Raw genomic sequence first — 23,825 nt, 5'->3', positions numbered from 1 at the left:
GGCCGCGCCGGTTGTAGGGGAGCGGCATGGCGCAGCGTGAGCGCCCGCGACGGCGGTCGACCGACCATGCCTGGCTCATCACCGGGCCGCTGGCGCTGTTCGCCGTCGTCTGCGCCACGGTGACCGCGCTGGTCGCCGACGAGGCGGTCGGCGAGTGGCCGCAGGCGGCCCTGCTGCTGGTCGTCATGGTCGGCGTCGGCATCCCGGTGCTCAACTTCGTGGTCCGGCGCCAGTCGTTCGGCGTGACGCTCACCGAGATACCGCTCGTCGTCGCGCTGTACCTGCTTCCGCCGCTGACCGTCGTGGTCATCTACACGGTGGCGTCGGTGGTCACCCAGACCCGGCACCGCTTCTCACCGGCCAAGTTCTGGTTCAACGTCGCCAAGGCGGCGGCGGGCACCTCGCTGGCCGGGCTGGTCCTGCAGGCGCTGCCGCCGATGGGGGTGGTGGGCCCCGGCACCTGGCTGAGCCTCTTCGCCGCCGTCACCGCGGTGATCCTGGTCAGCCTCGCCGCGGTGGTCGGCGTGCACACCCTGTTGCAGGGGTGGCAGGCCGGCCGGGACGCGCTCCGTACCGCTCCGCCGGCGCTGCTGACCGCGGCGATCAACGTCTCGATGGGCCTGATCATCCTGATCGCCGTGACCGCCACCTGGTGGTCGTTGGTGCTGCTGGCGGCGCTGGCGGCGGCGCTGGTCCTGGTCTACCGCTCCTACGCCCAGTTCTTCCGCCAGCACCGCACGCTCGCCGAGATGTACGACCTGACCCGGGCGATCGCCGAGCGCGGCCAGGACGGCAGCCTGGTCGACGCGCTGCTGGGCCGGGTGCGCGCCCTCATGCAGGCCGAGTACGCGACGCTCTGGCTGCCCGCCCAGGGCCGGCACCCGGAGGTCCTGCTCACCGCCCGGGTGGACGACCCGGGCCTGCTCGACGTCGTGCCGACCCCGGCCACCCTCCGCGAGCAGGCCGCGGCCGAGGGCCGGACGATCGCTGTCGGCCGGGCCTTCGACGGCGCCCAGGAGGCGCGCCGGACGCTGAGCGACGGCAAGATCAAGGATGTCGTCGTGGTGCCGCTCCGCTCCGGCCAGGCGGTCATCGGCACCCTGGAGGTCGCCAACCGGCTCAGCGACGTCGGCCACTTCAGCCCGGGTGACATCCCCATCTTCGAGACGGTCGCGGCGCACGCCGCGGTCGCCCTGGAGAACTCGCGGCTGGTGGACCGGCTGCGCCACGACGCCTACCACGACGCGCTGACCAAGCTGCCCAACCGCCGCCGGATCGTCGGCGCGCTGGACGAGTCGGTCCGGATCCGGGCACCCGGCGAGGTGGTGGCGCTGCTGCTCTTCGACGTCGACGGCCTGCGCCAGGTCAACGAGTCGCTCGGCCACGCCGCCGGCGACAAGGTGCTCGCCGAGGTCGCCGAGCGGCTGCGGGCATCCGCGCCGTCGGCGGCCCTGGTCGGCCGGGCCGGCGGCGACGAGTTCCTGGTGACGCTGCGGCTGGAGAGCGTCGACGCGGCCCTCGAACTCGCTGCCCAGCTGCGGGAGCAGATCCGCGACGAGATGGTCTTCGACGGGCTCACCCTGGACGTCGACACGGCGGTCGGCGTCGCCGTGCACCCGGATCACGGCAGCGACGCGGCCTCCCTGCTGCAACGGGTCGACCTGGCGGCGACCGCGGCGAAGTCGGTGCCGGGCAGCGTGCAGCTGTTCAACCCGGCGCTGGAGTCCCGGTCGCTGCGCCGGCTCGGCCTCGCCGGCGACCTGCGGCGGGCGCTCGACGACGGCGAGCTGGAGGTCTACTTCCAGCCGAAGGTCACGCTGCGGGACCGCCGGCTGGTCGGGGTGGAGTGCCTGGCCCGCTGGGAGCACCCGGCGCACGGCACCGTCGCCCCGGAGGACTTCGTCGCGGTGGCCGAGCACACCGGCCAGCTCGGCCGGTTCACCGAGTTCGTGCTCCGGGAAGGGCTGCGGCGCAGCCGCGACTGGGCGCCCGGCGGCCAGCCGCTCGCCGTCGCGGTCAACCTCTCCGCCCGTACGCTCACCGACCAGCACTTCCCGGCCCGGGTCGCCGAACTGCTCGACGAGTACGGCGTACCGCCGCAGCGGCTCACCCTGGAGATCAAGGAGTCCGGGGTGCTGGACGGCACCGACCGGCCCATCCCCACCCTGCGCCGGCTGCGCGACCTCGGCGTACGGCTCTCGGTGGACGACTTCGGTACCGGCGACTCGTCCCTGGCCCACCTGCGCCGGCTGCCGGTGCACGAGGTCAAGGTCGACCGCTCGTTCGTGCAGGGCATGGCGACCGACCCGGGTGACCTGGCGATCGTGAACGCGGTGGTCACCCTCTCCCAGCAGTTCGGGCTCGCCGTGGTGGCCGAGGGCGTGGAGAGCGAGCTGACCCTGGAACTGCTCCAGGACATCGGCTGCGAGATCGGGCAGGGCTTCCTGTTCAGCCGCCCGCTGCCGTACGAGCGGCTGGAGGCCTGGTTCGGCGCCCAGGTGGACCCGGAAACGATCACCGCGGGCGAGCTGCCGCGCCTGCGTGTGGTGCCCTGACCTGGGGGAACGGCCCGGTGCGGGGTGGGCGGGGGATCCGATTTCACCTCCGGCGTGGGGCCGTGTAGTCTTACCCCTGCGCGTCACCCCCCGGGGAGATCGCGCAGGCCCCCTTAGCTCAGTCGGCAGAGCGTCTCCATGGTAAGGAGAAGGTCTACGGTTCGATTCCGTAAGGGGGCTCGAGGGTTCAGCTGGACCCACCGCGGCGGTGTAGCTCAGATGGCAGAGCAAGCGGCTCATAATCGCTGTGTCGCCGGTTCAAGTCCGGCCACCGCTACTCTCGTCCTCCGGGCGTGCTCCCGGTGGTCGGTAGGACGGGCGCCACTGGCGCCCACTTTGCATGTCCGCGTAGTCAGCGCGTAGGCTGATGCGCCGTAGTTGTTACCCGTAGCGAGGAAGGCACTCCGCCGTGGCGAAGGCGACCGATGTCCGGCCGAAGATCACTTTGGCGTGTGTGGAGTGCAAGGAGCGCAACTACATCACGCGCAAGAACCGTCGTAACGACCCGGACCGCATCGAGCTGAAGAAGTTCTGCCCGCGCGACGGCCGGCACACGGTCCACCGCGAGACCCGCTGACCTGCGGCCGGCCCCGCCGGCCCGGTCCACAGCACCTCCGAGCGCCGATCTGTACGGCATGGCGCGGCCTCCCGCCGCCGCCGACCGCGCAGATCGGCGTTCGCGTTCTGCGTGTAGGTTCGCGGCATGTCCCTGGACCCGTCCTTCGTCGGCCGGAGCTACCCGCCGACCGCCCCGTACCAGGTGGGCCGAGAGAAGATCCGCGAGTTCGCGACGGCGATCGGCGCCACCGACCCGGCCCACCACGACCCGGAGGCCGCCCGCGTGCTCGGCCACCCGGACGTGGTCGCCCCGCCGACCTTCCCCGTGGTGATCACCATGGCCGCCAGCCGGCAGATCATCGAGGACCCGGCGCTGGGGGTCGACTACAGCCGCGTCGTGCACGGCGACCAGCGCTTCGCGTACACCCGGCCGGTGGTGGCCGGCGACGAGCTGGTCTGCGTGAACACCGTGGAGGACATCACCTCCCGCGCCGGGCACGGCTTCCTGACCACCCGCACCGACGTCAGCACGGCCGCCGGCGAGCCGGTGGTCACCGTCTGGTCCAAGATCGTCGTACGGGGGGAGGGCTGAGATGGAACTGCCCGCGAAGACCTTCCGGGTGACCCGGGCGGACCTGGTCCGCTACGCCGGCGCCTCCGGCGACTTCAACCCGATCCACTGGAGCGACCGGACCGCCACCAAGGTGGGCCTGCCCGGGGTGATCGCCCACGGCATGTTCACCATGGCGCTGGTCGGCCGGGCGGTCACCGAGTGGGCCGGCGCGCCCGACGCGGTGGTCGACTACGGCGTCCGTTTCACCCGGCCGGTGGTCGTCCCGGACGACGACCAGGGCACCGAGATCGAGGTGACGGCGGTGGTCCGGGAGGTCACCGAGGACGGCCTGACCAGGCTCGACGTGACCGCCACCTGCCTCGGTGAGAAGGTGCTGTCGCAGGCCAGGGCGACCGTCCGGACGGCCCGCTGACCGGGCTCGCGACGCGCGATGGGCAGACCGGTTGGGAAAGTCGTGCCGCTACCCGTACACTGGTCCGCCGTGGGGCAAACGACCCCTGCCCGGCCGTGCGCGGTGGGGTGGGGCGAGCGTTGCCGCACAGGGGTGTAGCTCAATTGGCAGAGCAGCGGTCTCCAAAACCGCAGGCTGCAGGTTCAAGTCCTGTCACCCCTGCGCCTCAGGCCTGACCGTTCCCGTGGGTCGCGCCGCCGTCCGGCGGCGTTCGGCCCGTGGTGGTGGCATCGGCGGGGTGGCTCCGAGGCATCGGGCCCCCCGGTTGATCCGCCGGCCGCGGCCCGTCGCGGGACGGTTGGTCCGGCCGGCGTGACCAAGCGCCGCGCACGCCGACGGCGTGCGACCCGACATCCCGCACGGAGGGCGAAGTGGCCGACAACAAGCGGCGCGGCGAGGACGCCGGCGACGACCGTCTGCACGACGAGGTCGTCGACGACGTGGCCGACGACGACGCCACCGACGCGGAGGAGCCGGTATCCCGGGGCGGTGGCACCGCCACCCGGTCGCGGGCCAAGGCGGAGTCGGCCGACCGGCCGAAGACCCGGGCCGAGACCGACAAGGTGGGGCTGTTCGGCCGCATCGCCCGATTCATCCGCGAGGTCGTCGCCGAACTGCGTAAGGTCATCTGGCCGACGCGCAAGGAGCTGCTGACCTACACCGCGGTGGTGGTCGCCTTCGTCGCGGTGATGCTGACGATCGTGGCCGGCCTGGACTACGCCTTCGCCAAGGGCGTGCTGTGGGTCTTCGGCAACCCCAGCTGACCGGCTGACTGTGCCGATAGTGACGGAAGTGAGCGAGCGTGCCTGAGTACGACGAGACCGCCGGACCCGAGGACGAGCAGTCCACGGTCGCGACGGCGGCTGGTGACGAGTCGGTCGAGGCCGCCAGCGAGCCGGAGTTCCCCACCAGCGAGCCCGCGCCCGACGAGGACTACGACCCGGTCGCCGAGCTGCGCCAGAAGCTGCGCTACGCGCCGGGCGACTGGTACGTGGTGCACTCGTACGCCGGCTACGAGAACAAGGTCAAGACCAACCTCGAGACCCGGATCACGTCCCTCGACATGGAGGACTACATCTACCAGGTCGAGGTGCCGACCCGGGAAGAGGTCGAGGTCAAGAACGGCAAGCGGTCCCAGGTGCAGGCCAAGGTCTTCCCCGGCTACATCCTGGTCCGGATGGAGCTGACCGCCGAGTCCTACTCCTGCGTGCGCAACACGCCGGGGGTCACCGGCTTCGTCGGCGCCACCGACCGGGCCGACCGCCCGGCGCCGCTCTCCCTCGACGAGGTGCTGAAGTGGCTGGCGCCGGCCGTCGAGACCGAGCAGAAGAAGGCCAAGCCCGAGGTCAAGGTCCTCGACTTCGAGGTCGGCGACTCGGTCACCGTCACCGACGGTGCCTTCGCCTCGCTGCCGGCCACGATCAGCGAGATCAACGCCGACCAGCAGAAGCTCAAGGTGCTGGTGTCGATCTTCGGCCGGGAGACGCCGGTCGAGCTGAACTTCAACCAGGTCGCCAAGATCTGACGTACGTCCGCACCGGCGGTGGGCCTCCCGGCCGGCCGCCGGTGCGCCGTCTGGCCGCCCGCCCGACCTCGGCGGGAGGGCGGCGGACGGCTGCGCTACCCTAGAACGTCGGCTGTCCGCACCGCGCTGACCGTGCGCGCCCGCAGGCCGGCGACATCCCAGTTCCAAGCCCCAGGAAGAGACATGCCTCCGAAGAAGAAGCTCGTCAAGACTTTCACGCTTCAGCTGCCGGCGGGCCAGGCCACCCCGGCGCCGCCGGTCGGCCCCGCGCTCGGCCAGCACGGCGTGAACATCATGGAGTTCTGCAAGTCCTACAACGCGCAGACCGAGTCCCAGCGGGGCGACATCGTCCCCGCCGAGATCAGCGTGTACGAGGACCGGACCTTCACCTTCGTGCTGAAGACCCCGCCCGCCGCCCGGCTGCTGATCAAGGCCGCCGGCGTGCAGAAGGGCTCCGGCGTCCCGCACAAGGAGAAGGTCGGCTCGGTCACCCGCGCCCAGCTGCGCGAGATCGCCGAGAAGAAGATGGCCGACCTGAACGCCAACGACATCGACCAGGCTGAGAAGATCATCGCCGGCACCGCCCGGTCGATGGGCCTCAACGTCACCGACTGACCCCGGTCACCGCCAGATCCAGTTCGTGGGAGGGCGCGCGGAACCCGCGGCCCGCCATAGACCACAGGAGTACCAGAACATGCAGCGCAGCAAGAGCTACCGCAAGGCCGCCGAGGTCATCGACCGGTCGAAGCTCTACACCCCCGCCGAGGCCGTGAAGCTGGCCAAGGAGACCACCAACGTCAAGTTCGACGCCACGGTCGAGGTCGCCATGCGCCTCGGCGTCGACCCCCGCAAGGCGGACCAGATGGTCCGCGGCACGGTCAACCTGCCGCACGGCACCGGTAAGACCGCCCGCGTGATCGTCTTCGCCGCCGGCGCGAAGGCCGAGGAGGCCGCCGCGGCGGGTGCCGACGAGGTGGGCACCGACGAGCTCGTCGCCCGGATCCAGGGCGGCTGGCTGGAGTTCGACGCGGCGATCGCCACGCCGGACCAGATGGCCAAGATCGGCCGGATCGCGCGGATCCTGGGCCCGCGCGGTCTCATGCCGAACCCGAAGACCGGCACGGTGACCATGGACGTCACCAAGGCGGTGCAGGACATCAAGGGCGGCAAGATCACCTTCCGGGTGGACAAGCACTCGAACCTGCACCTGATCATCGGCAAGGCGTCCTTCTCGGAGGCGCAGCTGGTCGACAACTACGCGGCCGTCCTCGACGAGGTGCTGCGGGCCAAGCCGTCCGCGGCGAAGGGCACGTACCTCAAGAAGGTCACCCTCACCACCACCATGGGCCCGGGCGTCCCGGTCGACCCGAAGCTGGTGAAGAACCTGCACGAGGCCCCGGCCGAGGGCTGAGCACCCGCTCCCGCAACGGGGCGTCGCCACACCGTGGCGGCGCCCCGTCCGCGTCCGCGGCATGGCAAGCTCACCGCATGCGGCTGGAGAACGTCTGGTTGCGGTACCGCCGGCGGGGGCCGTGGGTGCTGCGGGGCACGCAGGCCCGGATCGGCCCGGGCGAGGTGGTGGTCGTGCTCGGCCGCAACGGCGCCGGGAAGTCCACCCTGCTCCAGGTCGCGGCGGGCGTGCTGCGACCGGTCCGGGGCCGGGTCGCCGAACGCCCCGGCCGGGTCGGCTGGGTCCCCGAGCGGTTCCCCGCCGACCAGCCCTTCACCGTGCAGCGCTACCTGACCGCGATGGCGCGGGTCGCCGGCCTCGACGCCCCGGCCGCCGGCCGGGCGGTGGCCGACTGGACCTCCCGGCTCGGCCTGTCCGCGTTCCGCGCGGTCCGGCTGCCGGAGCTGTCCAAGGGCACCGCCCAGAAGGTCGGCCTGGCCCAGGCGATGCTCCGCCCGCCCGGTCTGCTCGTGCTCGACGAGCCGTGGGAGGGGCTGGACGCCGGCGCCCGCGAACTGGTCCCGGCGGTGATCGACGAGGTGCTGGCCACCGGTGGCTCGGTGCTGGTCAGCGACCACCGCGGCGAGACGGTCCGGCTGCCCGGCGCGCGGCACTGGACGGTGGCCGACGGCACGGTCACCGAGGAGGCGCCGTCGGCCGCCGCGGCGATGGCCGTGGTCGAGGTCGCGGTGCCCGCCGCGCGGGTCGCCGGCGCCGTCGCCCGGTTGCGCGCCGAGGGCCACCACGTCCTGCGGGTACGCCCCGGCGACCCGCCCGCCGAGCCCGCGTCCACCGGCCCCGGCCAACCCGACACCGACCCCGCGCTGCCCGGCCTCGGCCAGCCCGGCGCCGACCCTGCGCCCGGCCCCGGCCAGCCGGGCACCAACCCTGTGGTGCCCGGTCCGGGCGGCCCGCTCGGCTCGGCGCCGGCGTCATCCGGTCCGGCTCCGGGCGGGGCGCCGGAACCCGCGCCGGCCGCCGGGGTGGCCGCCGAGGGCGGTCCGGCCACCGGGGCGTCCCGGTGATCGCGCTGGTCCGGCTGCGCCTGGCCGGCTTCCTGCGTACCGGCCGGGCGCTCGCCCCGGTGCTCGCCGGCCTGGTCGCGCTCGGCGTGCTGTACGGCGGCGGCCGGGCCCAGCCCGCGGAGGCGTACGGCGTCTCGGCGGCGGTGCTCTTCCCGGTGCTCGCCTGGCAGACCAAGGTGCTGCTGGACGTCGAGCCGGACGGCCAGCGCCGGCTGGCCCGGGTGGTGGCCGGCGTCCGGGCCGAGGAGGTGGCCGGGCTGCTGGCGGCGGGCGTGGCGGCGCTCGGCACGGTGGCCGTCGCGCTGGTCTTCCCCTGGCTGGTGGGCGGCGTCACCGGTCCGGTCGAGCCGGGGGACCGGCCGGTGGTGATCGGCGTCGCCCTGGGCGCCTGGGCGCACCTGCTGGTCGTACCGGCGGCGGTGGCGCTCGGCGCGCTGGCCAGCCGGGCCAGTACGGGCAGCGCGGGGTACGGCGTCGCGGTGCTCGCGCTCGGCGGGGTCGGCGCGGTCGTCCTCGGCCTGAGCGGCTCGGTGGTCCCGTGGCTGGCGCCACCGGTGATGGCGACCGCCCGGGCCGTCGCCGGCGACCTGACCCTGCCGACCGGTGCGCTGCTCACCGGGTGGGCGGCCGCCTGGAGCGCGGTCGCCCTCGTCGGCTACTCCTGGCGCCGCCGCTCCCGCCCCTGACGATTCGGGGGCTGCCGGCGCCGACCGATCGTTTGTCCAGCCTCCCCGGCCGGGCGCAGCCCGGCCCGACCCGGACCGGCTCGGTCGCTGCCCGGGCGAGCCGGCGGTACCCGGGCCCGGCCCTTCGCCGAGGCGAGCGTTCGGGCAGGTCGGGGCCGCCGCTTCGGTGCCGGATCCGGGGCCGGAGCCAGGATGAGCCGGGGGAGTGAGCCGGGCCACCCGGGGGGCGATTTGGCGGGCGCGACCGGGTCGCGTAACCTTGGCCGCGAAGTTCCACCCAGAGACCGCTGGTCACCGTGCCCCGGCACGGTCGAAGGTCCCGCGATGACGGGCGACCCGCGCAGGGCGGCAAGCGAAAATCGGCAGTTCAGCATGGTCCGCCGACCGTGCCCGCGGCTGCCGGCCCTCGCCCCGTGCGCCCTGCGCCGGGGCTTTTCTCGTTGTCGTGTCGCCTCCGCCACCGTCGACAGCCTCCCGCTGCCCGACGGTGACCAGCCTCGAGCAACGAGAGAGGAGGGACATGGCGGACAAGCCGATCCGGGCCGACAAGGCCACGGCCGTCGCTGAGCTGACCGAGAGCTTCCGCACCGCGGGCGCCACGGTGCTGACCGAGTACCGCGGTCTGACGGTTTCCCAGCTCACCCAGCTGCGGCGCTCGCTCGGCAAGGAGACCACCTACACCGTCGCGAAGAACACGCTGGCCAAGCGTGCCGCGACGGACGCGGGCATCTCCGGCCTCGACGAGCTGTTCACCGGTCCTACCGCGCTGACTTTCGTTTCGGGCGACGTCGTCGAGGCGGCGAAGGGGCTTCGCGACTTCGCGAAGGCCAACCCGAAGCTCGTCATCAAGGGCGGTGTCTTCGAGGGCAAGGCCATTTCCGCGGCCGAGGTCACGAAGCTCGCCGACCTGGAGTCCCGTGAGGTGCTGCTGGCCAAGCTGGCCGGCGCGATGAAGGGCAACCTGAGCAAGGCCGCGGCCCTGTTCCAGGCTCCGCTCTCCAAGGCCGCCCGTGCGGCGGCCGCCCTGGCGGACAAGCGCGAGAAGGAGGGTGCCGAGGCGGCCTGAGGCCCTCTCGCGCATCCGGTCAATTCTTTGTAATTCCAGTTGGAAAGGACGCCAGACATGGCGAAGCTCAGCACCGAAGAGCTGCTCGACGCGTTCAAGGAGATGACGCTGATCGAGCTCTCCGAGTTCGTGAAGCAGTTCGAGGAGACCTTCGAGGTCACCGCCGCCGCCCCGGTCGCCGTGGCCGCGGGTGCCCCGGCCGCCGGCGGTGCCGCCGCCCCGGCCGAGGAGGAGAAGGACGAGTTCGACGTCATCCTCGAGGCTGACGGTGGCAAGAAGATCCAGGTCATCAAGGTCGTGCGCGAGCTGACCGGCCTGGGCCTGAAGGAGGCCAAGGACCTGGTCGAGGGTGCGCCCAAGGCCGTCCTGGAGAAGGCCAACAAGGAGACCGCCGAGAAGGCCAAGGCCAAGCTCGAGGGCGAGGGCGCCAAGGTCACCCTCAAGTGACCTGAGGTACCACCAGGCGCGCGTCCGGCTCACGTGAGCCGGGGCACACCGCGTCGCGGCGGGCGGTGATCCGGAATCGGATCGCCGCCCGCCGTGTTGGTGTACCCGGCCGGCAGCGGCGTGAGCAGGGCGTCCGTCGCCCGGTGCGGAGCGTGCGGCGCCCCGGTGTCGGTAGTCCGTCGGTGGGAAAGACACGCGACCCGGTTACCGGCCCTTGACGCGGCACCGGCCTGCCAGGCACGCTGACACCAGCAAGACCTTCCGCGCTTGCAACGGCCACCACTTGGGTAATGGCAGCGGCAGCACCATCGGCCGCCGCACCCGAGCGGCCCGGCGGGAACGTTGCGTTCCGAGCGGCCCGGTCGACCCGGTTTCCCGGGGTCCCGAGGCACGTTCCGCAACGACCTGCGGGGTGGGCTGGACAGCGGTTAGCCTCTCGGCTACACTGCTAGTTTGCGCTGCCTTCCGACTTGACCCCTGCTCGGAAATGTCCGTTTGCGGATATTTCTGGTGGGGTCATTGGAGTGCACGCGTACCAGCCGTTCTGCAGCACCGGTCCTCGGAAGGACGCATCTTGGCAGCTTCCCGCCCTGCGAAGACCAGTCGTACGTCGAGCGCTTTCGCTCCCCGCCGAGTTTCATTCGGCAGGATCACCGAACACCTCGAGGTCCCCAACCTCCTCGCCATCCAGAACGAGTCCTTCGACTGGCTGGTCGGCAACGAGGCTTGGCAGGGCCGGTCGGCGGACGACCCGCACGCACGCTCGGGTCTCGCGGAGATCCTCGACGAGATCAGTCCCATTGAGGACTTCTCCGGCACCATGTCGCTCTCCTTCTCGGCTCCGCGCTTCGACGAGGTCAAGGCCTCGATCGAGGAGTGCAAGGAGAAGGACCTCACCTACTGCGCGCCGCTCTTCGTGACCGCGGAGTTCACCAACAACACCACCGGCGAGATCAAGAGCCAGACGGTGTTCATGGGTGACTTCCCGATGATGACGCCGAAGGGCACCTTCATCATCAACGGCACCGAGCGCGTCGTGGTCAGCCAGCTCGTCCGGTCCCCGGGCGTCTACTTCGACAAGCAGCCGGACAAGACCTCCGACCGCGACCTCTCCAGCGTCAAGGTCATCCCGAGCCGGGGTGCCTGGCTGGAGTTCGACATCGACAAGCGCGACACGGTCGGCGTCCGCATCGACCGCAAGCGCCGGCAGGCCGTCACGGTCCTGCTCAAGGCCATCGGATGGTCGGCCGAGCAGATCCGTGAGCGGTTCGGCTGGTCCGAGCTGATGATGACCACGCTCGAGAAGGACCACATCGCCGGCCAGGACGAGGCGCTCCTCGACATCTACCGCAAGCTGCGCCCCGGCGAGCCGCCGACGCGCGAGAACGCCCAGACCCTGCTCGACAACCTCTTCTTCAACCCGAAGCGGTACGACGTCGCCAAGGTCGGTCGATACAAGTTCAACAAGAAGCTCCAGCTGGACGTGCCGATCACCACCGGCACGCTGACCGAGGACGACATCGTCGCCACCGTGGAGTACCTCTGCCGGCTGCACGCCGGCGAGGAGGGCTACGAGGCCGACGACATCGACCACTTCGGCAACCGGCGCCTGCGTACCGTGGGCGAGCTCATCCAGAACCAGGTCCGGGTGGGCCTGTCCCGGATGGAGCGGGTCGTCCGCGAGCGGATGACCACCCAGGACGTCGAGGCGATCACGCCGCAGACCCTGATCAACATCCGCCCGGTGGTGGCGGCGATCAAGGAGTTCTTCGGCACCTCGCAGCTGTCCCAGTTCATGGACCAGACCAACCCGCTGGCGGGCCTGACCCACCGGCGCCGGCTGAGCGCGCTCGGCCCGGGTGGTCTGTCCCGGGAGCGGGCCGGCTTCGAGGTCCGTGACGTGCACCCGTCCCACTACGGCCGGATGTGCCCGATCGAGACGCCGGAAGGCCCGAACATCGGTCTGATCGGCGCGCTGTCCACCTTCGCCCGGGTCAACCCGTTCGGCTTCATCGAGACGCCGTACCGGAAGGTCGTCGACGGTCGGGTCACCGACCAGATCGACTACCTGACCGCGGACGAGGAGGACCGCTTCGTCAAGGCGCAGGCCAACGCGCCGCTGAAGGCGGACGGCTCGTTCGCCGAGGACCGCGTCCTGGTCCGCCGTAAGGGCGGCGAGACCGAGGACGTCCCGCCGGCGGCCGTGGACTACATGGACGTCTCGCCGCGGCAGATGACCTCGGTCGCGACCGCGATGATCCCGTTCCTGGAGCACGACGACGCCAACCGGGCGCTGATGGGCGCGAACATGCAGCGCCAGGCGGTGCCGCTGGTCAAGGCCGAGGCCCCGCTGGTCGGCACCGGCATGGAGTACCGGGCCGCGGTCGACGCCGGCGACGTGGTGGTCGCCGAGGTCGGCGGTGTGGTCGAGGACCTCTGCGCCGACTACATCACCGTCCACCAGGACGACGGCCACCGCCGTACCTACCTGCTGCACAAGTTCCGCCGCTCCAACGCCGGCTCCTGCGTCAACCAGAAGCCGGTGGTCTTCGAGGGCGACCGCGTCGAGGCCGGCCAGGTCATCGCCGACGGTCCGTGCACCGACGAGGGCGAGATGGCGCTCGGGCGCAACCTGCTCGTGGCGTTCATGACCTGGGAGGGCCACAACTACGAGGACGCGATCATCCTGTCGCAGCGCCTCGTGCAGCAGGACGTGCTCACCTCGATCCACATCGAGGAGCACGAGGTCGACGCCCGGGACACCAAGCTCGGCCCGGAGGAGATCACCCGCGACATCCCGAACGTCAGCGAGGAGATGCTCGCGGACCTCGACGAGCGCGGCATCATCCGGATCGGCGCCGAGGTCGTCCCCGGCGACATCCTGGTCGGCAAGGTCACGCCCAAGGGCGAGACCGAGCTGACCCCGGAGGAGCGGCTGCTCCGCGCGATCTTCGGTGAGAAGGCGCGCGAGGTCCGGGACACCTCGCTGAAGGTGCCGCACGGTGAGACCGGCACGGTCATCGGCGTGCGTACCTTCTCCCGGGAGGACGGCGACGAGCTGCCGCCGGGCGTCAACGAGCTGGTCCGGGTCTACGTCGCCCAGAAGCGGAAGATCCAGGACGGTGACAAGCTCGCCGGCCGCCACGGCAACAAGGGCGTCATCTCCAAGATCCTGCCGATCGAGGACATGCCGTTCCTGGAGGACGGCACCCCGGTCGACATCGTGCTCAACCCGCTGGGTGTGCCGAGCCGGATGAACATCGGCCAGGTGCTGGAGACGCACCTCGGCTGGGTGGCCAAGACCGGCTGGAGCGTCGATGGCGACGACGCCGAGTGGAAGCGCCAGCTCCGCTCGATCGAGGCGCACGAGTCGGAGCCGGACACCAACGTGGCCACGCCGGTCTTCGACGGTGCCCGCGAGGAGGAGATCTCCGGTCTGCTCGCGTCGACCCTGCCCAACCGGGACGGCAAGCAGCTGATCGGCTCCAGCGGCAAGGCGCAGCTGTTCGACGGTCGCTCCGGCGAGCCGCTGCCGGACCCGATCGCGGTCGGCTACATCTACATCCTGAAGCTCAACCACCTGGTCGACGACAAGATCCACGCCCGGTCGACCGGCCCGTACTCGATGATCACGCAGCAGCCGCTGGGTGGTAAGGCGCAGTTCGGTGGCCAGCGCTTCGGTGAGATGGAGTGCTGGGCCATGCAGGCCTACGGCGCCGCGTACGCGCTGCAGGAGCTGCTGACCATCAAGTCCGACGACGTCCTCGGCCGGGTCAAGGTCTACGAGGCCATCGTCAAGGGCGAGAACATCCCGGAGCCGGGCATCCCGGAGTCGTTCAAGGTGCTGCTCAAGGAGCTGCAGTCGCTGTGCCTCAACGTCGAGGTGCTCTCCAGCGACGGTGTGGCCCTGGAGATGCGCGAGACCGACGACGAGGTGTTCCGGGCCGCGGAGGAGCTGGGCATCGACCTGTCCCGGCGCGAGCCGAGCTCGGTCGAAGAGGTCTGAGGTGAGCGGTCGGGAGCCGGCTCGCCGGCTCCCGACCCCACCCACTAGCTAAGCAGTACAGACGACGACATAGGGGACATAGTGCTCGACGTCAACTTCTTCGACGAGCTGCGTATCGGCCTCGCCACCGCCGACGACATCCGTCAGTGGTCCCACGGCGAGGTCAAGAAGCCTGAGACGATCAACTACCGCACCCTGAAGCCGGAAAAGGACGGGCTCTTCTGCGAGAAGATCTTCGGTCCGCAGCGGGACTGGGAGTGCTACTGCGGTAAGTACAAGCGGGTCCGGTTCAAGGGCATCATCTGCGAGCGCTGCGGCGTCGAGGTGACCCGGTCCAAGGTCCGTCGTGAGCGCATGGGGCACATCGAGCTGGCCGCTCCGGTGACCCACATCTGGTACTTCAAGGGCGTGCCGAGCCGGCTGGGCTACCTGCTGGACCTCGCCCCCAAGGACCTCGAGAAGATCATCTACTTCGCCTCGTACGTCGTGACGAGCGTGGACGCCGAGGCGCGTCACCGCGACCTCTCGACCATCGAGAACGAGATCCTGGCCGAGAAGCGGCAGGCCGAGAACAGCCGCGACTCGGAGATCGAGAAGCGGGCCGCCAAGCTCGAGGCCGACCTGGCCGAGCTGGAGGCCGAGGGTGCCAAGGCGGACGTCCGGCGCAAGGTCAAGGAGGGCGGAGAGCGCGAGATGCGCCAGATCCGCGACCGGGCCCAGCGCGAGATCGACCGCCTGGACGAGGTGCTGGACACCTTCCGCAAGCTGGAGCCGAAGCAGCTGGTCACCGACGAGCTGCTCTACCGCGAGCTGCGCGACCGGTTCGGTGAGTACTTCACCGGCGGCATGGGCGCCGAGGCGATCAAGGCGCTGGTCCAGAACATGGACCTGGACGCCGAGGCGGAGAGCCTGCGGGAGACCATCCGCTCCGGCAAGGGCCAGCGGAAGATCCGTGCGCTCAAGCGACTCAAGGTCGTCGCGGCGTTCCTCAACACCCGCAACTCGCCGCTCGGCATGGTGCTGGACTGCGTCCCGGTCATCCCGCCGGACCTGCGCCCGATGGTGCAGCTCGACGGTGGCCGCTTCGCGACCTCGGACCTGAACGACCTGTACCGCCGGGTGATCAACCGGAACAACCGGCTCAAGCGGCTGATCGACCTCGGCGCGCCCGAGATCATCGTCAACAACGAGAAGCGGATGCTGCAGGAGGCCGTCGACGCGCTGTTCGACAACGGCCGCCGCGGTCGGCCGGTCACCGGCCCGGGCAACCGTCCGCTGAAGTCGCTCTCCGACATGCTCAAGGGCAAGCAAGGCCGGTTCCGCCAGAACCTGCTCGGCAAGCGCGTCGACTACTCCGGCCGTTCGGTCATCGTGGTCGGCCCGAAGCTGAAGCTGCACCAGTGCGGCCTGCCCAAGCAGATGGCGCTGGAGCTGTTCAAGCCGTTCGTGATGAAGCGGCTGGTTGACCTCAACCACGCGCAGAACATCAAGTCCGCCAAGCGGATGGTCGAGCGGCAGCGGCCGGTCGTGTGGGACGTGCTGGAAGAGGTCATCGGCGAGCACCCGGTGCTGCTCAACCGGGCGCCGACCCTGCACCGGCTGGGCATCCAGGCATTCGAGCCGCAGCTGGTCGAGGGCAAAGCCATCCAGATCCACCCGCTGGTCTGCACCGCGTTCAACGCCGACTTCGACGGTGACCAGATGGCGGTGCACGTGCCGCTGTCCGCCGAGGCCCAGGCCGAGGCGCGGATCCTGATGCTGTCGTCGAACAACATCCTCAAGCCGGCCGACGGCAAGCCGGTCACCATGCCCACCCAGGACATGGTCATCGGTCTCTACCACCTCACCCACCTCACGCCCGACGAGAAGGGTGCGGGCCGGGCGTTCAGCTCGGACGCCGAGGCGCGGATGGCGTACGACAACGGCGAGCTGCACCTGCAGGCTCCGGTGAAGATCCGGCTGCGGGGCGTGGTCGGGGTCGACAACGGCGCCGGCGCCGAGCCGTGGACCGCGCCGGAGGGCTGGGTCGAGGGCGAGCCGCTGACCGTGGAGACCACCCTCGGCCGGGTGCTGTTCAACGAGACGCTGCCGCAGGGCTACCGCTTCGTGAACTACGAGATCCGCAAGGGTCAGCTCTCCGCGATCGTCAACGACCTCGCCGAGCGCTTCCCCAAGGTGGCCCTGGCGGCCACCCTGGACGGGCTCAAGGAGGCCGGCTTCCACTGGGCCACCTGGTCCGGCGTGACGATCGGCATGGAGGACGTCATCGCTCCGCCGCGCAAGGCGGAGATCCTGGAGCGGTACGAGAAGGAAGCCGACCGGATCGACAAGCAGTACCAGCGTGGTCTGATGACCGCCGAGGAGCGTCGCGGCGAACTCATCGAGATCTGGACCAAGGCGACCAACGAGGTCGCCAAGGAGATGGACACCGCGCTGCCGCAGGAGAACCCGCTGTGGAAGATGATCAACTCGGGTGCCCGCGGTAACCTGCTCCAGCTCCGGCAGATCGCGGCGATCCGTGGTCTGGTGGCCAACCCGAAGGGTGAGATCATCCCGCGGCCGATCAAGGCCAGCTACCGGGAGGGTCTGTCCGTGCTGGAGTACTTCATCTCCACGCACGGTGCCCGTAAGGGTCTCGCCGACACCGCGCTGCGTACCGCCGACTCGGGTTACCTGACCCGTCGTCTGGTGGACGTCTCGCAGGACGTCATCATCCGCGAGGAGGACTGCGGCACCGACCGGGCGATCCCGATGCAGATCGGCCAGCGCACCGAGGACGGCCGGCTCGTCGTGCACGAGCACGCGGAGACCAGCGTGCACGCCCGTACCCTGGCCGACGACATCAAGGGGCCGGACGGCACCGTGGTCGCCGAGCGGGGCGCGGACATCAACTCGATCCTGGTCGACAAGATCGTCGCCGCCGGGGTGGAGTCCGTCCGGGTGCGCAGCGTGCTCACCTGCGAGTCGAAGCTGGGCGTCTGCGGTGCGTGCTACGGCCGCTCGCTGCCGACCGGCAAGACCGTGGACGTCGGCGAGGCGGTCGGCATCATCGCCGCCCAGTCGATCGGTGAGCCGGGTACGCAGCTGACGATGCGTACCTTCCACACCGGTGGTGTCGCGGGTGAGGACATCACCCAGGGTCTGCCGCGTGTCCAGGAGATCTTCGAGGCCCGGATCCCGAAGGGTAAGGCGCCCATCGCCGACACCCCGGGCCGGATCCGGATCGAGGACGGCGAGCGGTCGCGGAAGATCATCGTGGTGCCGGACGACGGCAGCGACGAGATCGTCTACGACAAGATCTCCAAGCGGGTCCGGCTGCGGGCCCACGACGGCGATCACGTCGAGGTCGGGGAGAAGCTCACCGAGGGCACCATCGACCCGCACGAGTTGCTGCGCATCCTCGGCCCGCGCGCGGTCCAGGTCCACCTGACCCAGGAGGTCCAGGAGGTCTACCGCTCGCAGGGTGTGCTCATCCACGACAAGCACATCGAGATCATCATCCGCCAGATGCTCAAGCGGGTGACGGTCATCGACTCCGGCTCGACCGAGTTCCTGCCGGGTGTGCTGGTCGACCGGGCGCTGTTCGAGTCGGAGAACCGCCGGCTCGTGTCCGAGGGCGGCGAGCCCGCCGCCGGTCGCCCGGTGCTGATGGGTATCACCAAGGCCTCGCTGGCCACGGACTCCTGGCTGTCGGCGGCCTCCTTCCAGGAGACCACCCGGGTGCTGACGGACGCGGCGATCCACGCCCGCAGCGACTCGCTGATCGGCCTCAAGGAGAACGTGATCATCGGTAAGCTCATCCCGGCCGGTACCGGTATCAGCAAGTACCGCAACGTCCGGGTGGAGCCGACCGAGGAGGCGAAGGCCAAGGTCTACTCGATGACCGGCTACCCGGAGACCGACTACGGCTTCGGGCCGGCCAGCGGCCAGGCGGTGCCGCTGGACGACTTCGACTTCGGGTCGTACCGCTAATCGCACGAGCGAACGAGGCCCCCGGCAGTCGCCGGGGGCCTCGTCGTTTCCGGGCCGGGAGTGCCCGCCGGTGACGGACGGCCGGGGCATGATGGTGGGCATGACGACAGCACCCGGGCAGGTGCCCGTCGCCCCGCAGCCGCTGCGCCACCCGCTCGACCCGGATCCGGCCCGGGCCACCAAGGCCAGGGCGGTCTTCGCGCTGGGGCTGATCGGCGCGTTCACCGGCCTCTTCCTGGGCGGGGTGGTGCCGGCCACGGTGGCGCTCCAGCTCGCCCGGCAGGCGCGCCGGGAGGCGTACGCCTCGGGTGGTTTCCTGACCGGCGCGGCCTGGCTGCGGCGGGGTGAACGGCTGGCCTGGACGGGCCTGGTGCTGGTCGCGGTCAGCCTGGTGGCCGCCGTGGTGATCGGCGTGGTCCGGCTGGCCGACGCGCCCTTCGGGCAGGACTTCGCCCCGAACGTGGACTGACGCCGGCGAGGGAACCCGTCCCCGCCGGGCACGGCCGCCGTGCGTCGCGGCGGTAGCCTGGCCGGTGTCCGTCGCGCGGCGGTGGACGCCGACGGCCGACAGGAGGAGTTCGTGACGGAACCGGCGCGCCCCACCGGCGGTGACCCCGGGCAGCCCGCCGCCGGCAGCGCGGAGACCGCGCCGGAGGGCGGCAGCGGGTGGGTCCGCCCCGATGCCGGGCCCGAGGCCGCCCCGCCGGCGGGCCTGCCCGCCGGGCAGCCGCCGGCGCCGTCCTCGCCGTCCGCCGCGCCGGAGTCGACGTCGGCCCGGCCCGGGGAGTACCCGTCCCCGCCGTCCCCGGCGTTTCCGGCGCCCTCGCCGTTCCCGCCGTCCCCGACGCCCTGGCCGTCCGCGGCGTCCCCGGCGTCCTCGTCGTCCTGGCAGTCCTCTCCGCCGCCGGCATCCGGTTCGTCGTCTCCGCACCCGGCGTCGGGTCCGGCCGGATCGTCCGAGCCGCGCATCGAGGGAGCGGGGCCGGCGCAGCGCGCGGCCGACGGCGCCGGCACGCCAGCCGACCAGCCGGACACGAGTCCGTGGGGTGCCTCGCCCGGCCAGCCGCCGGTCGGCGGCGCGAGCACGCCATCGGAACAGCCGGCCGCGAGCCCGTCGGGTGCTTCCGGCCAGGTGCCGGCCGGTCCCTGGGGTGCTCCTTCGGGCCAGCCGCCCGCGAGCGCCTGGGGGTCCCCGCCGGGCCCGGCGCCGGCCAGTCCGTGGGCCGCGCAGCCGGGTCAGGCGCCCGGAAGCCCCTCGGGCACACCGTCGGGGCAGCCGGCCGTGACTCCGTGGGGTGGCCCGGGCGGCCAGCCGTCGGGGGGTCACCCCGCCGGGTGGGGAGCGCCCGCGCCGGGCTGGGGTGGGCCGCCGCCCGGCGCGCCGGGGCTGCCCCCGCCACCCCGGGAGGTGACCCGCCCCCGGCGGGTCGACCCGGTGCCCGGTACGCCGTTCGCCGTCGTGCACCTCGACGTACCGCCGGTCACCTCGGGACTGGCGGTGGGCTCGCTGGTGGCCGGGGTCGCCGCGATCCTGGTTTCGGTGCTGGTGTTCTGCTTCGGCGCGACCGGGGCGTCCGCCGGCGGCGTCTGGGCCTCCGGCGCGTTCACCGTGCTGGGCGTGCTGGCCGGGGCCGGCGCCGTGGTGGCCGGCCTGCTCGGCGTGCGGCAGATCCGCCGCCCGGCGGCGCCGCCCGGGGTCCGGTTCACCGGCCGCGGCCTGGCCGTGGCGGGGATCAGCTGCGGTGCGGCCGGGCTGGGGCTCTGCCTGCTCGGGTTGGGGCTGGCGGTGCTGCTGGCGCTGGGCTGAGGCGGCCGGGGCCGCCGGCCGGCCCGGCGTCCAGCAGGTGGGACCGGTCGGTCGGGGCCGACGGGCCGCGCCGCCGAGAAGCCGGTACACTTGTGTCCGTAGGTGCCCATCACGGGCGGTCGGGCACGACGGAGCGATCAACGGGCGGTGACACGTCCGGGTGAGCCACTCCGTTTTGACCTGCGCGGCTGTGGTAGGTACTCTTTCCCCTTGTGCCCGGGCCAGCCCGGGCAACTCGTGCGTGCGCTGGTTCCGGTGAGCCGGAGAGCGGCCGACAGCACGACAGAGCCAGAAGACCCGGCGCGCGGAGAGCCGTGTGCCGGCGACAGACCCCGGTACGTGCGCGAGCGTCCGCACCGGGACCGTGATCTGGGCGACACGCCCGACCGCGGGTGCCGGGACCTCCACGTGGGGCCCTGGTCGGAAGGTAAGAGGGTCGATCACCAGATCGGCTACGGCAGACGGCGCGGCCGCAACACCCTGCGGCCGAAGGGAGCGGAGAAACCCGGTGCCCACGATCCAGCAGCTGGTCCGAAAGGGCCGCCAGGCGAAGACGAGCAAGACCAAGACCCCGGCGCTGAAGGGTTCCCCTCAGCGGCGCGGCGTGTGCACCCGCGTGTACACCACCACCCCGAAGAAGCCGAACTCGGCCCTGCGCAAGGTCGCTCGTGTCAAGCTCAGCAGCCAGATCGAGGTGACCGCCTACATCCCGGGTGTCGGCCACAACCTGCAGGAGCACTCGATCGTGCTCGTCCGCGGCGGCCGGGTGAAGGACCTCCCCGGCGTGCGGTACAAGATCGTTCGCGGTTCGCTGGACACCCAGGGTGTCCGCAACCGCAAGCAGGCGCGCAGCCGTTACGGCGCGAAGAAGGAGAAGAGCTGACATGCCGCGTAAGGGACCCGCTCCGCGGCGGCCGCTGGTCGCTGACCCGGTGTACAACTCGCCGCTGGTCACCCAGTTGGTCAACAAGATCCTGCTGCGCGGCAAGCGCCAGCTCGCCGAGCGCATCGTCTACGCGGCCCTCGAGGGCTGCCGGGAGAAGTCCGGCACCGACCCGGTCGTCACCCTGAAGCGGGCGATGGACAACGTCAAGCCGACGCTGGAGGTGCGCAGCCGCCGGGTCGGTGGCGCCACCTACCAGGTGCCGGTCGAGGTGCGCCCGGCCCGGGCGACCACCCTGGGCCTGCGCTGGCTGGTCACCTACTCCCGCGCCCGGCGCGAGAAGACCATGGTCGAGCGGCTGATGAACGAGCTGCTGGACGCGAGCAACGGCCTCGGTGCCGCCGTCAAGCGGCGCGAGGACACGCACAAGATGGCCGAGTCCAACAAGGCCTTCGCGCACTACCGCTGGTAACACCCTGGTTCCGGCGCTCACGAGGCGCCGGAACCGCCACCAGTTGTGTCGAGACGACGATAAGTAGGGATTGAAGTGGCCGCCGCAGACGCGCTCGCCAACGTACGCAACATCGGCATCATGGCGCACATCGATGCCGGTAAGACCACTACCACCGAGCGGATCCTGTTCTACACCGGTATCACCTACAAGATCGGTGAGGTCCACGAGGGCGCTGCCGTCATGGACTGGATGGAGCAGGAGCAGGAGCGCGGTATCACCATCACTTCCGCCGCCACCAAGTGCGAGTGGAAGGGCCACACGATCCAGATCATCGACACGCCCGGCCACGTCGACTTCACGGTCGAGGTCGAGCGGTCGCTGCGGGTCCTGGACGGTGCGGTCGCCGTCTACGACGGCGTCGCCGGCGTGGAGCCCCAGACGGAGAACGTCTGGCGGCAGGCGGACAAGTACAACGTGCCCCGGATGTGCTTCGTCAACAAGCTCGACCGGACCGGCGCGGACTTCTTCCGCTGCGTGCAGATGATGATCGACCGGCTCAACGCGACCCCGCTCGTCCTGCAGGTGCCGATCGGCGCCGAGTCCGACTTCGTCGGTGTCGTGGACCTCGTCGGCATGCGTGCCCTCACCTGGCGTGGGGAGACCCAGAAGGGTGAGGACTACGCGATCGAGGAGATCCCGGCCGAGCTGGCGGACACCGCCGCCGAGTGGCGCGAGAAGCTCCTGGAGACCCTGGCCGACGTCGACGACTCGGTGATGGAGAAGTACCTCGAGGGCGAGGAGATCTCCGTCGAGGACATCCAGGCCGGCATCCGCCGCGCCACCATCGCGGGCAAGGCCAACCCGGTGCTGTGCGGCACCGCGTTCAAGAACAAGGGCATCCAGCCCATGCTCGACGCGGTCGTCGCCTACCTGCCGTCGCCGCTGGACATCCCGGCGATCGAGGGCACCGCGACCGACGGCGAGACCCCGATGCAGCGGAAGCCGTCGACCTCGGAGCCGTTCTCGGGCCTGGCCTTCAAGATCCAGACCGACAAGCACCTCGGCAAGCTCACCTACGTCCGGGTCTACTCCGGCGTGGTTGAGTCCGGGTCCCAGGTGGTCAACTCCACCAAGGACCGCAAGGAGCGGATCGGCAAGATCTACCAGATGCACGCCAACAAGCGGGAGGAGCGCAGCTCCGCCAAGGCTGGCGACATCATCGCGGTGCAGGGTCTCAAGCAGACCACCACCGGTGACACCCTGTGCGACCCGGCGAACCCGGTCATCCTGGAGTCGATGACCTTCCCGGAGCCGGTCATCGAGGTCGCCATCGAGCCGAAGACCAAGGCTGACCAGGAGAAGCTCAGCACCGCCATCCAGCGGCTGGCCGAGGAGGACCCGACCTTCCGCGTCAAGCTGGACGAGGAGACCGGCCAGACGGTCATCTCCGGCATGGGCGAGCTGCACCTGGACATCCTGGTCGACCGGATGCGCCGCGAGTTCAACGTCGAGGCCAACATCGGTAAGCCGCAGGTGGCGTACCGCGAGACCATCCGCCGCACGGTGGAGAAGGTCGAGTACACCCACAAGAAGCAGACCGGTGGTTCCGGCCAGTACGCCCGGGTGATCATCAGCCTGGAGCCGCTGCCGCTGGACAACGACTCGCCGACCTACGAGTTCGCCAACGCCGTCACCGGTGGCCGTATCCCCCGGGAGTTCATCCCCTCGGTGGACGCGGGCGCCCAGGACGCCATGCAGTACGGCATCCTCGCCGGCTTCCCGCTGGTGGGTGTCAAGCTGACCCTGGTGGACGGCCAGTACCACGAGGTCGACTCGTCCGAGATGGCGTTCAAGATCGCCGGTTCGATGGCGCTGAAGGAGGCGGCCCGCAAGGCCGACCCGGCGCTGCTCGAGCCGATGATGGCCGTTGAGGTCACCACTCCGGAGGAGAACATGGGTGACGTCATCGGCGACCTCAACTCCCGCCGTGGCATCATCCAGGCGATGGAGGAGCGCGGCGGTGCCCGCGTCGTCCGCGCCCTGGTGCCGTTGTCGGAGATGTTCGGCTACGTCGGCGACCTGCGGTCGAAGACCCAGGGCCGGGCTAGCTACAGCATGCAGTTCGACTCCTACGCCGAGGTTCCGGCCTCGGTGGCCAAGGAGATCATCGCCAAGGCGACTGGTGAGTGACGCTCGCCTGAGCTGATCCGATGAACCGGGTCTGGTCGCGGGAGGGTTCTCCCGCCCGCGGCCACCTCGGTCGGAATGTGTGAATCCGGGCCTGTAGGCTTCATCGCCGCAGAACCCACAAAGGCTCTCCGGCCGTCAGGTCGGAAAGGCTGTCGACAGAGTCCTAAGCGCCGACC

At 71.0% G+C, this 23,825-nt stretch carries 19 protein-coding genes and 3 tRNA genes; all 22 read left to right on the top strand.

All coding sequences use genetic code 11. From position 1 onward, the window contains the following. Positions 1 to 26: 26 nt before the first annotated feature. The 22 genes from Q3W71_RS13185 (at position 27) to fusA (ending at position 23,649) form a co-directional block, all read left to right on the top strand. Positions 27 to 2,555 carry a bifunctional diguanylate cyclase/phosphodiesterase gene (locus tag Q3W71_RS13185; RefSeq protein WP_302919536.1) on the top strand — a complete coding sequence of 843 codons (2,529 nt, stop codon included), beginning with the start codon at positions 27 to 29 and terminating at the stop codon, positions 2,553 to 2,555. 107 nt (positions 2,556 to 2,662) lie between these two features. Continuing rightward, positions 2,663 to 2,735: transfer RNA gene (locus tag Q3W71_RS13180), tRNA-Thr, on the top strand. Positions 2,736 to 2,759: 24 nt separating this feature from the next. Beyond that, positions 2,760 to 2,832: transfer RNA gene (locus Q3W71_RS13175), tRNA-Met, on the top strand. A gap of 132 nt (positions 2,833 to 2,964) precedes the next feature. Further along, positions 2,965 to 3,132: a 50S ribosomal protein L33 gene (gene rpmG / locus Q3W71_RS13170; RefSeq protein ID WP_007073056.1), complete on the top strand. Its 168-nt coding sequence runs from the start codon at positions 2,965 to 2,967 to the stop codon at positions 3,130 to 3,132. Between the two features lie 126 nt (positions 3,133 to 3,258). Further along, the gene (locus Q3W71_RS13165) at positions 3,259 to 3,705 is read left to right on the top strand and encodes a MaoC family dehydratase N-terminal domain-containing protein (protein ID WP_302919535.1); all 447 of its coding nucleotides are present in this window, start codon (positions 3,259 to 3,261) and stop codon (positions 3,703 to 3,705) included. Between the two features lies 1 nt (position 3,706). Further along, positions 3,707 to 4,099 carry a MaoC family dehydratase gene (locus Q3W71_RS13160; RefSeq protein ID WP_302919534.1) on the top strand — a complete coding sequence of 131 codons (393 nt, stop codon included), beginning with the start codon at positions 3,707 to 3,709 and terminating at the stop codon, positions 4,097 to 4,099. 128 nt (positions 4,100 to 4,227) lie between these two features. After that, positions 4,228 to 4,300 (top strand) — tRNA-Trp (locus Q3W71_RS13155). A 209-nt stretch (positions 4,301 to 4,509) separates the two neighbouring features. Next, positions 4,510 to 4,902 (top strand): preprotein translocase subunit SecE, encoded by a 393-nt coding sequence (gene secE / locus Q3W71_RS13150; protein WP_109898168.1) that lies wholly within the window; start codon positions 4,510 to 4,512, stop codon positions 4,900 to 4,902. Between the two features lie 38 nt (positions 4,903 to 4,940). Next, positions 4,941 to 5,663 (top strand): transcription termination/antitermination protein NusG, encoded by a 723-nt coding sequence (gene nusG, locus Q3W71_RS13145; protein WP_088997360.1) that lies wholly within the window; start codon positions 4,941 to 4,943, stop codon positions 5,661 to 5,663. A 183-nt stretch (positions 5,664 to 5,846) separates the two neighbouring features. Next, a complete protein-coding gene (rplK, locus tag Q3W71_RS13140; RefSeq protein WP_302919533.1) occupies positions 5,847 to 6,278 on the top strand; it encodes a 50S ribosomal protein L11 in 432 nt (143 codons plus the stop codon). 79 nt (positions 6,279 to 6,357) lie between these two features. Beyond that, complete coding sequence (gene rplA, locus Q3W71_RS13135; protein ID WP_302919532.1) at positions 6,358 to 7,074, top strand: 50S ribosomal protein L1; 717 nt, start codon at positions 6,358 to 6,360, stop codon at positions 7,072 to 7,074. A gap of 77 nt (positions 7,075 to 7,151) precedes the next feature. Next, positions 7,152 to 8,138: an ATP-binding cassette domain-containing protein gene (locus tag Q3W71_RS13130; RefSeq protein WP_302919531.1), complete on the top strand. Its 987-nt coding sequence runs from the start codon at positions 7,152 to 7,154 to the stop codon at positions 8,136 to 8,138. After that, entirely contained in the window at positions 8,135 to 8,824 is a 690-nt protein-coding gene (locus Q3W71_RS13125) for a hypothetical protein (RefSeq protein ID WP_302919530.1), read from the top strand. The genes Q3W71_RS13130 and Q3W71_RS13125 overlap by 4 nt, the downstream gene beginning before the upstream one ends. 520 nt (positions 8,825 to 9,344) lie before the next feature. Next, entirely contained in the window at positions 9,345 to 9,890 is a 546-nt protein-coding gene (gene rplJ / locus Q3W71_RS13120; protein ID WP_109898162.1) for a 50S ribosomal protein L10, read from the top strand. 57 nt (positions 9,891 to 9,947) lie between these two features. After that, entirely contained in the window at positions 9,948 to 10,337 is a 390-nt protein-coding gene (rplL, locus tag Q3W71_RS13115; RefSeq protein ID WP_167179825.1) for a 50S ribosomal protein L7/L12, read from the top strand. Between the two features lie 574 nt (positions 10,338 to 10,911). Beyond that, on the top strand, positions 10,912 to 14,343 hold the full coding sequence (locus Q3W71_RS13110; protein WP_109898160.1) for a DNA-directed RNA polymerase subunit beta: 3,432 nt from the start codon (positions 10,912 to 10,914) through the stop codon (positions 14,341 to 14,343). An 81-nt stretch (positions 14,344 to 14,424) separates the two neighbouring features. Then, entirely contained in the window at positions 14,425 to 18,315 is a 3,891-nt protein-coding gene (locus Q3W71_RS13105; protein ID WP_302919529.1) for a DNA-directed RNA polymerase subunit beta', read from the top strand. Between the two features lie 100 nt (positions 18,316 to 18,415). Beyond that, complete coding sequence (locus Q3W71_RS13100; protein WP_302919528.1) at positions 18,416 to 18,784, top strand: hypothetical protein; 369 nt, start codon at positions 18,416 to 18,418, stop codon at positions 18,782 to 18,784. 966 nt (positions 18,785 to 19,750) lie between these two features. Continuing rightward, complete coding sequence (locus Q3W71_RS13095) at positions 19,751 to 20,122, top strand: hypothetical protein (protein ID WP_302919527.1); 372 nt, start codon at positions 19,751 to 19,753, stop codon at positions 20,120 to 20,122. A gap of 508 nt (positions 20,123 to 20,630) precedes the next feature. Then, the gene (rpsL, locus tag Q3W71_RS13090) at positions 20,631 to 21,005 is read left to right on the top strand and encodes a 30S ribosomal protein S12 (protein WP_014440718.1); all 375 of its coding nucleotides are present in this window, start codon (positions 20,631 to 20,633) and stop codon (positions 21,003 to 21,005) included. A 1-nt stretch (position 21,006) separates the two neighbouring features. Continuing rightward, complete coding sequence (gene rpsG / locus Q3W71_RS13085) at positions 21,007 to 21,477, top strand: 30S ribosomal protein S7 (protein ID WP_046567226.1); 471 nt, start codon at positions 21,007 to 21,009, stop codon at positions 21,475 to 21,477. A gap of 75 nt (positions 21,478 to 21,552) precedes the next feature. Further along, positions 21,553 to 23,649, top strand: a complete 2,097-nt coding sequence (gene fusA / locus Q3W71_RS13080) for an elongation factor G (RefSeq protein ID WP_302919526.1) — start codon at positions 21,553 to 21,555, stop codon at positions 23,647 to 23,649. The last annotated feature ends 176 nt before the right edge of the window (positions 23,650 to 23,825 follow it).

Origin of the sequence: Micromonospora sp. C28SCA-DRY-2 (assembly GCF_030519475.1) — a bacterium.
Classification (GTDB): domain Bacteria; phylum Actinomycetota; class Actinomycetes; order Mycobacteriales; family Micromonosporaceae; genus Micromonospora.
This window is presented reverse-complemented; position numbering and strand designations above follow the sequence as displayed.